The sequence below is a fragment of the Bradyrhizobium semiaridum genome (genome assembly GCF_020329505.1).
Lineage (GTDB): Bacteria > Pseudomonadota > Alphaproteobacteria > Rhizobiales > Xanthobacteraceae > Bradyrhizobium > Bradyrhizobium semiaridum.
In genome coordinates, this window is record NZ_JAGKJJ010000015.1 from 144815 (window position 1) to 158509 (window position 13695).

A 13695-nucleotide genomic window follows, 5' to 3' on the forward strand; every position below is an offset into this window, starting at 1 on the left:
GGCTGTGGCATCAACTCACCGCCAACCCAAGGTGGGCACGAAAGCGGTTCTTCAGGTACGTCCCGTCGCGCGGCGGAAGCGCGCGCTCGACTTCACCCGCCGCGATCCGGATCCGCGCCAGCCGCGGGCCGCCGCCGGTGTCGCGCAGACTCGCGCGGAAACGCTCGATGCCGGCCATGTCGGCAATGTCGGAAACGCTGCCGATGCCTGCGCCGCTTGCGATCACCTCGAGCTTGGCGCCCAGCCCGGAATGGCTGAGCTGCATCCCGGTCTCGCCGAAATGGCCGTTGTCGAGCACCGCGATCGAGAGATTGCCGGGCTGCTTGGTCGCGATGGTGAGCAGGCTGCCGATCCCCATCAGTTGCTCGCCGTCGCCGGTGATCACGAGCACCGGGCGCTTCGGCTGCGCCAGCGCGAGGCCGAGCCCCATCATCGCCGCGCCGCCCATCGCGCCCCACAGATAGAAATTGCCGGGATGCTCGCCGGCGTCGAACACGTCATACGAGGACGAGCCGAGCCCGGAGATCACCAGCAGATCGCCGCGGTCGGCGAGCAGCGCCTTGACGGCGGCGCGGCGGTCGAGCGTTCCAATTGGCGCTGACATCAATGCGTCTCCTTGGTCCACTTCTTGCGGCCGATCATCCGCTGCGAGATCAGGACCGCGACCTGCTGGTCGCCGTCATAGGCGAGCGAGGCGGCGGCCGAGATCACCTCCTCGGCGTCGTCGGGGTTGTCCAGCCGCAGCACGGTGACGCCCATGATCTCGAAGGCGTGCGGCGTCGCCCGGCCCATCGGGATCTGCCAGGGATTGAACTCGGCCCATTCGCCGCGCATCGTCACCAGCGTCAGCAGCGGGAAGCGGCAGCTCGCCATCAGCGACAACATGTTGACGCAATTGCCGACGCCGCTCGACTGCATCAAGAGCACCGCGCGGTCGCCGCCGAGCCAGGCGCCGGCGGACAGCGCGACGCCTTCCTCCTCGGTGGTCAGCACGGTGGTCTTGATCGCGCCGTCGGCATGCGACAGCTTGATCAGCTTGGAATGTCCGGCATCGGGGACGTAGGACAGCTGCGCGACGCCGAAATCCTTCAGCGTGCGGTAGATCGCGACCGGCCAGTCGGTGCTGGTCGCGCTGTCCTGGTGAACGGCAATCTGGTCCATCATGGCCTCGGTTTGGGCCAGCGCAGCGGCGCGGCCTCACACCGCAGGCATAACGCGCGGGTGGGCGCTACTCTCTTCGCATCTGGATCGCGCAGCTATGCCGGAATTCTATAACCGGCTGCGTCCCTTGGCGGGTTCGTCGCGGCCTACGTGGTCGCTTTCAATCCCGCGGCGAAAAGCGCAACTTTTCCGGCATATTGATATACTCGTCGTATTTTCAGGTATCAGGGCATGATTGTCCGAGATCGGTTTCGCGGCCTCTTTCCGAAGTATTTCCTCGCGCTCTTCATGGCCGTCGCGATTCCGCTTGCGATCAACGGCGGGATCGAAGCCTGGTTCGGCTATCGCGACCAGCGCGCGCGGCTGGACCAGCTGCTCGGCGTTCAGGCGAGTTCCGCCGCCGCCGAGATCCACAACTTCATTTTCGACATCACGACCCAGCTCGGCTGGCTGGTGCAGCAGCCATGGACCGACGAGCCGGACGAGCAGCGGCGCACCGACGCGCAGCGCCTGTTGCGGCAGGCGCCGGCGATCGCCAGCCTGACGCTCGTCGACAACAAGGGGCACGAGCGCCTTTACGTCTCGCGGCTCGGCCTCAACCGCATCGAAAGCCGCGCCGACCGCGCGACCAATCCTGCGCTGGTCGGCGCCCGCGCGAGTCGGGTCTGGTTCAGCGACGTCAGCTATAATCGCGGCTCCGAGCCGTATCTGACGGTTGCCACCGTCGGCAATCGGCCGGCGGCCGGCGCCGTCATCGCCGAGGTCAATCTCAAGCTGATCTGGGACGTGATCTCGGCGATCAAGGTCGGGCAGACCGGCATCGCCTTCGTGCTCGACCAGCCGGGCCGGCTCATCGCGCATCCCGATATCAGCCTTGTGCTGCGCGGCGCCGAAGCGTCGACGTCGCAGCCGTTCCGCAGCCTGCGCGAGGCGATCGGCCCGGGCGTCGGCTTTGCAACCAGCCAGGATGCCCGCGGCCGCATGGTCGCGGCCAGCGCGGCGGCCGTCGCCGGGCCCGACTGGACCGTGGTGGTGGAGCAGCCGATCGCCGAAGCCTACGCGCCGATCTATGCGGCGCTGTGGCGGACCGCGGCGCTGCTGGCGGTCAGTACCGTGTTCGCCGGGCTGCTCGCCTATGCCCTGGCGCACCGCATGACCGAGCCGATCAAGCTGCTCGAAGAGGGCACCGAGCGGATCGGCGCCGGATCCTTCGAGCACCGAATCTCGATCCAGACCGGCGACGAGTTTCAGCGCCTCGCCGACAGCTTCAACCGGATGGCCGGCGAGCTGGCGCTGGCGCAGCAGCATCAGGAGCGCATCGCCAAGCTGAAGCGCTTCCTGGCGCCGCAGGTCGCCGATCTCGTTGACCGGGCCGGCGACGACAGCGTGCTGGACGGCCGCCGCACCGACGTCGTCGTCGTGTTCTGCGACCTGCGCGGCTTCACCGCGTTTTCCGCCGGCGTCACTCCCGAGGAAGTCATGGGCGTGCTGTCGGACTATTACGCGGTGCTCGGCCGGGTAATCGCGCAGTTCGAGGCGACGCTGATCAGCTTCTCCGGCGACGGGCTGATGGTGCTGGTCAACGCGCCCGTGCCGGTCGAGCAGCCGGCGCTACGGGCCGTCGACCTTGCGATCGAGATGCAGAAGCGCGTGCAGAAGCTGATCGCCGGCTGGCACGCGCGCGGCTATCAGGTCGGGTTCGGCGTCGGGCTCGCCGGCGGACCCGCGACCGTGGGCCGGATCGGCTACGAGGACCGGCTCGACTACACCGCGATCGGCAGTGTCGTGAATCTCGCCGCCCGCCTGTGCGCATCTGCCGCAGACCGCGAAATCCTCGTCGATGCGGACGTTGCCGCAAGTGTGAGAGACCGGCGCTCCGTGCGCGATCTCGGGAATCGGCAAATCAAGGGCTTCGACGAGGCAATTCCGGTGTTTGGAATTTCTTACGATGCGCACTAGGCGATGCCGCCTGGCGCAATCCGCTGGCGACTGTCCTTCTATCGTGGGCTATGATTTGACCGACGGCGAACGGCAGCGGGTTGCTTGAGCATGACAAGCGCTGATACCAGTGCAGCAACGTCGCGCGGGCGCATCAGGCGCCGCGACGTCCTCATGCTGGCGGCCGCCGCCGCGGCCTGGACCACATCCGCACGCGCGCAGAAGATGCCTGTGATCGGCTATCTCTGCCCGGAATCGCCCGACCTGTTCGATAGTCGCCTGCGGGCCTTCCATCAGGGGCTCCGCGAAGCCGGCTTCGTCGAGGGCCGCAACGTCGCGATCGAGTATCAATGGGCCAACGGCCAATATGCGCGCCTGCCGGCGTTGGCGGCTGAGCTGGTCGCGCGCCACGTCGACGTCGTTGTCGCGCCCGGCGGCGCGCCGGTTGCGCTGGCCGCGAAAGCCACCGGCACGGCCAGCACGATCATCTTCGAGATGGGCGGCGATCCGGTCCAACTCGGCGTGGTCGACAGCCTGCCGCGGCCCGGCGGCAACATCACCGGCGTGTCGAGCCTGAGCGTCGACGTGTCGCCGAAGCGGCTCGAGCTGATGCACGAGCTGCTGCCCACGGCGACCAGGCTGGCGGTGGTCGCCAACCCGACCAGCCCGACCGCCAGTTCACAATTGCAGAAGCTCCGCTCCGCCGCCGAAACCCTCGGGGTCCAGCTGCGGATCCTCAACGCCAGCAAGGAAGAGGAGTTCGAATCCGTCTTCGCCGCGGTGGCGAGCGAGGCGGCCAACGGGCTCGTCTTCACCTCCGATCCCTATTTTGCATTCCGCAGCCGTCGGCTCGCCGACCTCGCGATCAAATACGGCCTGCCGGCGATCACGCAGACCCGCGATTTCCCGATCGCCGGCGGCTTGATGAGCTACGGCGGCGACTTCGTGCAGTCGCACCGGCGCGCCGGCATGTATGCCGGTCGGGTTCTCAAGGGCGAGAAGCCCGCCGATCTTCCGGTGCAGCTCGTCACCAAGGTCGAGCTGGTCATCAACCTGAAGACCGCCAAGCTGCTCGGCCGTGAGTTCTCGCCCTCGGTCATCAGCGGCGCGGATGAAGTGATCGAGTAGTCTGTCGTCCCGAAGCATCAGCCCGCGGGCTTGCTCGCCATGAAGACATACATGTCCCAGAACGTCTCCGGATGCTTTTCCTCGAAACGGTGCCACTGATCGAGGTCGGTCTCGTCGGCCGTATCCGGAAACTGCCTGCGAAATCTGTCCACCACCGCCGGATCGTCGAACGGTTCGAAGCCGAGGAACGACAGACCGTTGTTGTCCAGGAACGCCGCGATCTGGGGAATCGTCAAGCGGTGCTCCATGACGTTGAACAGGAGGTCGCGGCAGCCGCTCATGCTGTAGAAATCCCGCGCGCCGAGCAGCATCGGCCATTGCTGCGGTTCGCGCATGATGTCCTGGCGGCATCGCCTGATGTCGTCGGCCGTGGCGCGATAGCCGCGCGCCGCGATGCGCGCGCGCGCCTCCACGATGACGCGGCGCGCCAGCTCGCTGTAGAGCCCGATCCGCATCTTGCCGCCCGGCCGCAGCAGCGAGACCAGCACGCGCCAGCCGGCGGTCGGCTCGGCGAGGTGATGCAGCACGCCGACCGACTCGATGTGATCGAAGCTGCGGTCGATCGCGCCGAGCTCCAGGATATCCGCCTGTGCATATTCGATGTTGCGCAGGCCCAGCTCGCGCGTCTTGCGGCGGGCATAGGCGAGGCTGGCGAGACTGATGTCGACCGCGAGCAGGCGGGCATTCGGATAGACCTGCGCGATCTGGACCGCATGCGAGCCGGTGCCGCAACCCGCGATCAGGATGTCCAGCGCGGCCTGCCGTTCTCCAGACGGCACGATCCTGCCGCGCGCCTGATCGGCCGCGAAGGCGGTCAGCGGGTTGATGGTCCAGCGCGGATAGGGATTCTCCTGGTATTGCCGCATCACCTCGATCGACACGCTGTCCTTGACCGGGGTGAGCGTCGCAATCGCGCTGCGATCGTTCGCTTCCTCCAGCGGCTCGCGGAGCTGCACCTGCAACAGGCCGGCCACGCTCGCGGGCCAATCCCGGCGCAGTAGCGCGTCCGCCGCCGGTAGCGCGTGAAGCGGGAAGTAGGCGGCGACGACGGCCAGTGTAAGCGGAGCAATGGTTCCGCCTGACGAGAGGTCGTGCAACATTCGATCGCGCAAGGCTGCCGCATGATCGCTTTCCGCCTCGTTCTGCGCATAGGCGTATTCGCAGATGAAACATTGCCGGGCGAGGGCGCAGGCAAAGGCGAGGACATCGTCGCCGATCTCGCCAGCTTTGCCCTGTTCGCCGGCGAGCCGCAGCAACTCGGCGCGGGCATGGCCGAGCAGCACTTCGAGCTGCATGCTTGCCAGCGTCGTCGCTTCCAGCGCGCAGCGCATAAAGAGGTCACTTGCCAGCGGGACGATGCTTTCGCTGCCGAACAGGTCGGCGCCGGAGATCGCCAGCGGCCAGTTGCGGGCAATCCGCTGCACGTAGGCGGCGATGACCGGGCTCTGCAGGATGAAGCCGACGGCTCTCCCTTCCATGCCGAGCGCCAGCGCCTTGCTGAAATGTGCGACCGCCTTGCTGCGTTGTCCTAGCGCTTGGTACGAATTGCCGGCGTTGTAGTGACAGGCGGCGTTGACCTCGTCCGCGGTGACCGCCCTGGTGAACATCTTCACCGCGCCGCGGTGATCGCCCGCGGCCTGCGCCATCAGGCCGAGCAGGTTCAGGCTCTGCACATGATCGGGCTCGCGCGCGAGAATGTCGCGGCAAATCGCCTGTGCTTCGTTGACGCGGCCCATTCCGCGCAAACGGCTGGCCTCGGCGGCGAGGTCGGCAATGCCGAAACCGGCCGCGAAGGCGGGCGCGGTCGCCCCTGCTGTGGAGGCGCCGCGTTGCTTCTCGGCCGCACGTCGTGCTTTTCGGTTCATGTCCCGTCAACCGTCTGGGCTGCAAGACGCACGCTTACAGCCAAGGAGGATCTACCACAATGTCGACGGTGGCGGACACGCTTGTGCGAGCTCGCCTCCGCGCTCAGCCGCTCGGTTGCAGGAACGTGCCGTATTGCCTGCTCGCGGCGACGGTGGCGGCGACCTGTCCGATCACGCGCATCGCCGCCATCATCGGCCAAGGTCCCAAGCTCACCCGCCGAACACCGGCGCGAGCGAGATCGGCGATCTCGGGGACACCCTGCGTCACCATGATGTTGACCGGCAGCGGCGTGCGTTGGACCAGCCTCTCGATCTGGGCGAGGTCGGTGAGGCCGGGCACGAAGATTCCGTCGGCGCCGGCGTCCGCATAGACCGCCGCGCGCCGCGCTGCTTCTTCCAGGCACTGGTCAGACGATCCGAACTTCAGCAGGAACGGATCGGTCCGCGCATTGATAAACAGGTCAATTCCGAGTTCCTGCGCCGTGACGCGCACCGCCCCGATCTTGGCGGCATGCTGCTTCGGATCGACGAGTTGCCGCTGGCCGCCGGACAGCCCGTCTTCGATATTGATGCCGATGGCGCCGGCCTTCACGATCGCGGCCGCCGCCGTCGCGGCCGCCTGCGGCGTATCGCCATAGCCCGCCTCCAGATCGATCGAGACCGGAACCGAAACCGCCGCGGTGATCCGCGACACCAGGCCGGCCACCATGTCGAACGGGACATGCTCGCCGTCGGCATAACCGAGCGCCGCCGCGACCGCACCGCTGCTGGTCGCGATCGCCGGGGACGTCTTTGCAATCGCCCTGGCGGTGGCGACATCCCAGGCGTTGAAGAGGACGAGCGGATCGCCTGTCCTGTGAAGACCGCGAAACGTCGCGGCGTATTGTTGCTGTGTCTTAGCGTCCATCGCGCGCACTCCTGTTGAGAGAATTTTGAAAGATCGGGCCTGCGGTCGGCGCGCGTTCAGTCGGGCGCGTGCGTCCTGAACCAATCCATGATCAGGCCGTTGACTTCGGCCTCGCGCTCGAGGTGCGGGAAGTGGCCAACGTCGGGCAGCACGACGCGCCGGTGCGGCCCCTTGAACAGCGGTTCTTCCTGCATCGAATACCGCGCTGTCGGGTCGTTGCCGCCATAGATCGTCAGCGTCGGCGTTTGCATGTCGGTGATCGGCAGTCGGCCCGCAACTCCCGCATCGACAAGGCCATTGTAGTATTTCAGCGCCGCCTTCAAGGTGCCGGGAGAGCCGAGCGTCTGCTTGACCGAGCGCAGATGCTCGTCGTTCTCCAGGGTTGGCGACCACAACTTCCAGGGATAGTCGACGAACGGCAGTCCCTCGATGTTGACCGCCGAGTGTGCGCCGGGCACCGTGAAGAAATAGACATGGAAGACGGCGCGAACGGCATCGGGATCGCTCCTGATGCTCGCGATCGTGATCGGGTGGGCGGTGTTCATGACCACGGCGGCCTTGATCGCCGCAGGCGCAGTCGAGAGCGCCTGAAAGGTCGACGTGCCGCCCCAATCCATGCCGACAACGCGTGCCTGTCCGTCGTCGCTCAGCGCCGCAATCAGCGCTTCCAGATCCTTGCCAAGCTCGATCGGATCGAAAACCCCGTTCGCCGGAATCTCGGTCGGCGCATAGCCGCGCAGGAACGGCGCGACCGCGCGATATCCGGCATCGGCAAACACCTGCAATTGCTTTCGATAGGACCAGGCGTTGTCGGGAAAGCCGTGCATGAACAGGACCAGCGGCCCGCTGCCTGTTCGAGGTAGGCAAACCGCACGCCGTTGGCCGTCACGTATTTCAGCACCGGTTCGCTGCCGGTGACATCAGGAATTGCCAGTGCGTTCATCGTCGTTTTCCTTTTTATGTGCGTAGCGCATATATGCGCAGCGCACATATATTTGGTCAAGTTGTTTTTTGTGTGCTGCGCACATATTGTTGGCGCATGGACACTGAAATCGCCAATCTGCTGGGAGCGCTTTCGCTCGCCGTCATGGACCGGATCGAGCAGGGCGCGCGCGAGGTCATCGGCCGTGGCGGCGAGACGCCTGCGGCGCTCATCGTCATCGGTTATGGCGAGGGCATGACCAACGAGAAGCTGCGACGGATCCTCGGCCTGTCGCATTCCGGAACGGTCCGGCTGGTGGACCGCCTGGTGTCGGATCAGCTGGTCGAGCGGCGGCCGGGCGATGACGCCAGGGAGGTCGCGCTGCATTTGACGCCCAGGGGCGCCGCGGCCCGGAAGGAACTGATGGCTTCGCGGATTTCAGCCGTTGCATCGCTGCTGAATGTGCTGTCGCCAGCGGAAACCAAGCGGCTCGGCACGCTGATCCGCGACGTGCTGATGAGGCAAGACACCAGCGAGATGGATCGCTTCACGATCTGCCGGATGTGCGACGACAGGGTGTGCACGCGCTGCCCGCTGCCGACCGCCAAGGGCAAACGCGGTCGCTGACGACGGGCCGGAACTTCACAGGAACGATGCGTCGCGGGGCAGGTTGTTGGATGTCATCAACCGCGCAAGGCACCCTGGATGCCGAATGTCCCCGACCGATCACTTGCCGTCTGGTGTTTTTCCTTTCTTCTTCTAAGTGCTTGCGGCGAGGACAAGGTCGACTGCGATTCGATCGAAACGCGGAATGCGGTGCTCAAGAGGGTCGCGGACGACCATCGCAATCCGCTGGTCAATTACGCCGCGAAGGAATCGACGGCGAAGCCGAGCCCGGAGAACAGCAAGCCGCTCTATTTGCTTGGCGAGAAGATTGTCACCACGTCGACCAGTCCGGACAAGCGAACGCTGCAATGCAGCGGCGGCATTTCGGTTGCCGTCGGCGACGTGAAAGTCTCGAAGGAAATCGAGTTCACAGTGCAGCAAGCGCCGGACGGCAAACTATCCGTCTCGGTTGTCCCGTTTCAATTTTGAATTTGGCCGCCGTCCGCGGCGGGGCAGCGTCAGCCCGGGATCCGCACCGGCAGGGTCTCGATGCCGCGGACGAAGCTGGAATAGACCCGCTTCGGCTCGCCCACCACCTCGATGCGGTCGAACCGCTTCAGCATCTCTTCCCAGACGATCCGAAGCTGCAGCTCGGCGAGGCGCATGCCGACGCAGCGGTGGATGCCGAAGCCGAACGACAGATGGATGCGCGGCCGGGCGCGGTCGATGATGAACTCATCGGGACGGTCGATCACCTCGTCGTCGCGGTTGCCCGAGACGTACCACATCACGACTCGGTCGCCTTTCCTGATGGTCTTGCCACCGAGCTCGGTGTCTTGCAGCGCGGTGCGCCGCATGTGGGCGAGGGGGGTCTGCCAGCGGATCACCTCGGGCACCATGGTGTCGATCAGATCAGGATTCTCCTTCAGCTTCCTGAACTGCTCGGGATGCTCGTGCAGCGCCAGCACCGAGCCGCTCATCGTGTTGCGCGTGGTGTCGTTGCCGCCGACGATCAGCAGGATGATGTTGCCCATCAGATTATCGGGATCCATGTGCCGGGTGGCGTCGCTATGCGCCATCATCGACAACAAATCGTTGCGCGGGGCCGAGTTGACGCGCTCGTTCCACAGCTTCGAGAAATAGGCGTAGCACTCGTCCATCTCGCGCCGCCGCTGCTCCGGCGACTCCACGACGCCGCTCTTCGGCAGCGCGGTCGAGACGTCGGACCAGCGCGTCAGCTTACGCCGCTCCTCCCAGGGGAAGTCGAACAGCGTCGCCAGCATCTGGGTGGTCAATTCGATCGAGACGCGCTCGACGAAGTTGAAGGTCTCGTTGCGCGGCAGATTGTCGAGCACGCTCTGCGAGCGCTGCCGGATCAGCTTTGCCAGCTCGTCGAGATGGGTCGGGGTGAACATCGGCGAGACGGTCTTGCGCTGATGGGCGTGCTTCGGCTGGTTCATCGCGATGAAGCTCGGATAGTCGTAGCCCGGCGGCACGTCGCGGATCGAGATGCCGCCGAGCGTCGAATCCGAGGAGAAGATGCCGTGGCTGGTGTCGACATGCATGATGTCGTTGTACTTCACCACCGACCAGTACGGCTCGATCGGCGCGTTGGTGCAGTAATGCACCGGCTCTTCCTTGCGCAGCCGCTCGAACCACGGCCACAGCGTGTCGTCGCGGAACAGTTTTGGTGCGCCGGGATGAAAGTCCTTCAGCGGCGTCGCATAGGCTTCCTCGCGTGCCTGGCGCAGCAGCTCGGCCCGGTCGGCGCGGATTGCGGTCTGGACGTTCATCGTGATCTCTCTCTCCATGCAATTTTGTCAAAGCCACACGGAAGGCGGTAGGGCTCTCTCCCCCCTTGCGGGGGAGAGTTGGAGAGAGGGGTGAGCCCCGAGCACTGCCCATGCGGCTTGCCCCTCTCCCTAACCCTCCCCGCACACAAGTCGAGCTTGCCCGACTTGTGCAAATTCATGATGCGCAACCGGGGTAAACCCCGGTTGCGCTGGGGAAGGGAACCCATCCGCTCGTGCCTTCCTGACTCAGGCCAAGCGATTCAAATGTTTCAACACGAGAGCTGATGCTTGCCTCTCACGCGGCAATCTGCACCGGCAGCGTCTCGTAGCCCTTGATGAAGCTTGAATACACCCGCTGCGGCTCAGCCACCACCTCGATGGTGTCGAAGCGCTTGAGGATCTCTTCCCAGATGATCTTGAGCTGCAGCTCGGCGAGGCGCAGGCCGACGCAGCGGTGGATGCCGAAGCCGAACGAGATGTGGGTGCGCGGCCGGGCGCGTTCGATGTCGAACTCGTAGGGCCGCTCGATCGCTTCCTCGTCGCGGTTGCCCGAGACGTACCACATCACGACCTTGTCGCCCTTCTTGATCTGGCGCCCGCGGAACTCGTAATCGGCCAGCGCCGTACGCCGCATATGCGCGAGCGGCGTCTGCCAGCGGATCACTTCCGGCACGAAACTGTCGATCAGCGCCGGGTTCGCCTTCAGCTTGCGATACTGTTCCGGATGCTTGCTCAGCGCATAGATGCTGCCGGACAGCGTGTTGCGCGTGGTGTCGTTGCCGCCGACGATGAGCAGGATCAGGTTGCCGAGGAAATTCTTCGGGTCCATGTTCCGCGTCGCTTCGCTGTGCGCCATCATCGAGAGCAGATCGCTCTTCGGCGGCTGGTTGCTGCGCTCCTTCCACAGCCGTGCGAAATAGCTCGCGCATTCCATCAGTTCGGCCTGCCGCTCGTCCTCGGTGGCGACCAGGCCGCCGGCGCCGGGCAGGGTGGTCGCGACATCGGACCAGCGCGTCAGCTTGCGGCGGTCCTCCCAGGGGAAATCGAACAGCACCGCGAGCATCTGCGTGGTGAGTTCGATCGAGACCTTGTCGACCCAGTCGAACACCTCGCCGCGCGGCAGATTGTCGAGGCATTCGGCCGAGCGCTTGCGGATGTTGACGGCGAGCTCGTCGAGATGGGTCGGCGTGAACATCGGCGCCACGGTCTTGCGCTGCGCCGAATGGCGCGGCTGGTCCATCGCGATGAAGCTCTCGCGGCGCAGATCCGGCGGCACATCACGGATGGTGATGCCGCCGAGCGAGGCGGCCGAGGAGAACACCGAATGGTTGGTCTCGATGTCCATGATGTCGTTGTATCGGGTGATCGACCAGTACGGCCCGAACATCGAGTCCTTGCAGTAGTGCACGGGATCTTCGCGGCGCAGCCGGTCGAAATAGGGCCAGAACGTATCCGACTTGAACAATTCGGGATCGCCGGGATCGTAATCGGCAAGCGCAAGCGTGTTGGCACGCTCGCGCGCGGCGTCCAGGTTCGCGTCTTTGACGAGATCGATGGTCCCGTGCATGTGGCGGCTCCTCAACCGTTTCGTCGGCCGGGGCATCGCCGGCCGATGTTTTAGTGAATTACATTCTCATTCCCGGGTTTGCGCAAGTGCCCTCATCGCACATTTGGCCGCATCGGTAGCCGACCAAAGCGGCCGTTTCCGGACCTTCCGTGGCGGCGGAGGAGGGCCGGGGGTTGTTTGAAACGGCGTTTGATTTCGCCGAGCCAACAACGGCGAGGGAGCAAGCGGCACCCCTCTCCCCACCCTCCCCCGCAAGGGGGGCGCAAGAGGGGAGGGAGCCTGCGAGCCGTGCTCGTGGCTCAAAGAATTGGCGTGTCCTTCGACGCAGCAGCGTGAGGTGAGCACGCTGGTGGGCTCCCTCCCCCCTTGCGGGGGAGGGTTGGGGAGAGGGGTAAGCCGCGGATGACAGCGATGATGACGGCGCACGCCTCCATCAACGACCGTTTTGCGCCCCGGGGCACGCGTCACCATTCCGCGCAACACCCCGTTAATCCAAGCCGATTGCATTTGGCCCAAACTGCGCCCGCGCTCTCGACGCGGCGTGAAACCTGGATCACACTCGCAGCGACAAATCTGTGCTTTTGATACGCAGAGATTGTCCCGTCCTGGAGCCATCCCGTGAATGACATGAGCTGGACCCCGCTGGGGCCGCCGCAACCGCCGCCGATGCCGGTCGCGTTCTCCGGGAGCCGGAAGGAGTTCTTCCGTCTGGTGGCCCGCGGTGCTGGGCTCGAGCTCGTCACGGTGGGCTTTTACCGCTTTTGGCTCGTCACCGACATCCGCCGTCATCTCTGGTCGAACACGCAGATCGACGGCGACGCGCCGGAATATACCGGGCGCGGCAAGGAGCTGCTGATCGGCTTCCTGGTCGCGCTTGCGATCCTGGTGCCGATCTATCTCGGCTATTTTCTCATCGGCATCGAGGCGGAGCACGCCAAGGCGTTCGCCTCGATCCCGCTGGTGGCCTTCTTCTATCTGTTCGGCCAGTTCGCGATCTACCGCGCCCGGCGCTATCGCCTGACCCGCACGGTGTGGCGCGGGGTGCGCTTCTGGATGAGCGGCTCGGGCTGGGTCTATGCGCTGAAGGCCGCGCTGTGGGGCCTCCTGGTGCTGGCAACGCTCGGCCTGGCGCTGCCATGGCGCGAGGCCGCACTCGAGCGCTACAAGATGCGGCATTCCTACTACGGCGACCTGCAAGGCTCGTTCGAGGGCCGCGGGTGGGAGTTCTTCAAGCGGGGCTGGTGGCTGTGGCTGCTGGCACCGTTCGCGATGTACGCCGTATTCCTGGCGCCGTTCGTCTGGGCCGCGTTCAAGGCGGTCGAGTGGCGCTGGTGGCTGTCGGGTATCCGCTTCGGCGGTGTCAGGCTCGAATCCACCCTGCGCCGCAGCGCGCTGATCGGGTTGTACTGGAAAGTGATCGGCTGGACCGTGCTACTCGGCATCGTATTCGGAATCTACGCCTTGCTCTGCACGCTGCTGGTGGCGAGCATGGACGGCTCCTCGATCGAAGACTTCTTCAAGGCCGAGTCGGCCGCCAAGAGCATTCCGTGGCTGGTGCTGCTCGGCATCGGTTACCTTGCCTTTGCGCTGGCAATGAATGTGGTGATGCGGGTCTATCTGATGCGCGACCTCTGGGTTCGCGTGCTGTCGACGACGATCGTGCACAATCTGCAGGCGGCCGCCGATGTCACCGCGCGCGGCGAGCTCGCCAATGCGCTCGGCGAAGGCTTCGCCGACGGTCTCGACGTCGGGGGCTTCTAGAGCATGATCCGGAAAAGTGCGAAGCGGTTTTCCGAAAAGATCATGCT

The 13695-nt window shown here is 65.3% G+C and carries 12 protein-coding genes; 5 read left to right on the forward strand and 7 right to left on the reverse strand.

The window, feature by feature from the left end:
- Positions 1-10: 10 nt before the first annotated feature.
- Together J6500_RS18805 and J6500_RS18810 are read right to left on the reverse strand one after the other, a co-directional pair.
- Positions 11-604 carry a thiamine pyrophosphate-dependent enzyme gene (locus J6500_RS18805; RefSeq protein WP_225714180.1) on the reverse strand — a complete coding sequence of 198 codons (594 nt, stop codon included), beginning with the start codon at positions 602-604 and terminating at the stop codon, positions 11-13.
- Positions 604-1164, reverse strand: coding sequence for a thiamine pyrophosphate-binding protein (locus J6500_RS18810; protein ID WP_225714181.1), 561 nt, complete (start codon positions 1162-1164; stop codon positions 604-606). The genes J6500_RS18805 and J6500_RS18810 overlap by 1 nt, the downstream gene beginning before the upstream one ends.
- Before the next feature lie 228 nt (positions 1165-1392).
- Between J6500_RS18810 and J6500_RS18815 the strand changes: the two genes are divergently transcribed.
- Together J6500_RS18815 and J6500_RS18820 are read left to right on the forward strand one after the other, a co-directional pair.
- Positions 1393-3120 carry a cache domain-containing protein gene (locus tag J6500_RS18815; protein ID WP_225714182.1) on the forward strand — a complete coding sequence of 576 codons (1728 nt, stop codon included), beginning with the start codon at positions 1393-1395 and terminating at the stop codon, positions 3118-3120.
- 153 nt (positions 3121-3273) lie between these two features.
- The gene (locus J6500_RS18820) at positions 3274-4227 is read left to right on the forward strand and encodes an ABC transporter substrate-binding protein (protein WP_225714215.1); all 954 of its coding nucleotides are present in this window, start codon (positions 3274-3276) and stop codon (positions 4225-4227) included.
- Between the two features lie 17 nt (positions 4228-4244).
- On the opposite strand, the gene J6500_RS18825 is transcribed toward J6500_RS18820, so the two are convergent.
- From J6500_RS18825 to J6500_RS18835, 3 genes are all read right to left on the reverse strand, one after another.
- Positions 4245-6092 carry a class I SAM-dependent methyltransferase gene (locus J6500_RS18825; RefSeq protein ID WP_225714183.1) on the reverse strand — a complete coding sequence of 616 codons (1848 nt, stop codon included), beginning with the start codon at positions 6090-6092 and terminating at the stop codon, positions 4245-4247.
- Between the two features lie 103 nt (positions 6093-6195).
- Positions 6196-6999: an isocitrate lyase/PEP mutase family protein gene (locus J6500_RS18830; protein ID WP_225714184.1), complete on the reverse strand. Its 804-nt coding sequence runs from the start codon at positions 6997-6999 to the stop codon at positions 6196-6198.
- A gap of 56 nt (positions 7000-7055) precedes the next feature.
- Complete coding sequence (locus J6500_RS18835; RefSeq protein WP_225714185.1) at positions 7056-7826, reverse strand: alpha/beta fold hydrolase; 771 nt, start codon at positions 7824-7826, stop codon at positions 7056-7058.
- Between the two features lie 212 nt (positions 7827-8038).
- Between J6500_RS18835 and J6500_RS18840 the strand changes: the two genes are divergently transcribed.
- Together J6500_RS18840 and J6500_RS18845 are read left to right on the forward strand one after the other, a co-directional pair.
- Positions 8039-8548 (forward strand): MarR family winged helix-turn-helix transcriptional regulator, encoded by a 510-nt coding sequence (locus J6500_RS18840; protein WP_225714186.1) that lies wholly within the window; start codon positions 8039-8041, stop codon positions 8546-8548.
- 78 nt (positions 8549-8626) lie between these two features.
- The gene (locus J6500_RS18845; RefSeq protein ID WP_225714187.1) at positions 8627-9016 is read left to right on the forward strand and encodes a hypothetical protein; all 390 of its coding nucleotides are present in this window, start codon (positions 8627-8629) and stop codon (positions 9014-9016) included.
- 29 nt (positions 9017-9045) lie between these two features.
- Here J6500_RS18845 and J6500_RS18850 read toward each other — a convergent pair whose 3' ends face one another.
- Together J6500_RS18850 and J6500_RS18855 are read right to left on the reverse strand one after the other, a co-directional pair.
- The gene (locus J6500_RS18850) at positions 9046-10320 is read right to left on the reverse strand and encodes a cytochrome P450 (RefSeq protein WP_225714188.1); all 1275 of its coding nucleotides are present in this window, start codon (positions 10318-10320) and stop codon (positions 9046-9048) included.
- 295 nt (positions 10321-10615) lie between these two features.
- Complete coding sequence (locus J6500_RS18855) at positions 10616-11887, reverse strand: cytochrome P450 (RefSeq protein WP_225714189.1); 1272 nt, start codon at positions 11885-11887, stop codon at positions 10616-10618.
- A 627-nt stretch (positions 11888-12514) separates the two neighbouring features.
- On the opposite strand from J6500_RS18855, the gene J6500_RS18860 reads away from it, so the two are divergent.
- The gene (locus tag J6500_RS18860) at positions 12515-13648 is read left to right on the forward strand and encodes a DUF898 family protein (protein ID WP_249781563.1); all 1134 of its coding nucleotides are present in this window, start codon (positions 12515-12517) and stop codon (positions 13646-13648) included.
- Positions 13649-13695 lie beyond the last annotated feature (47 nt).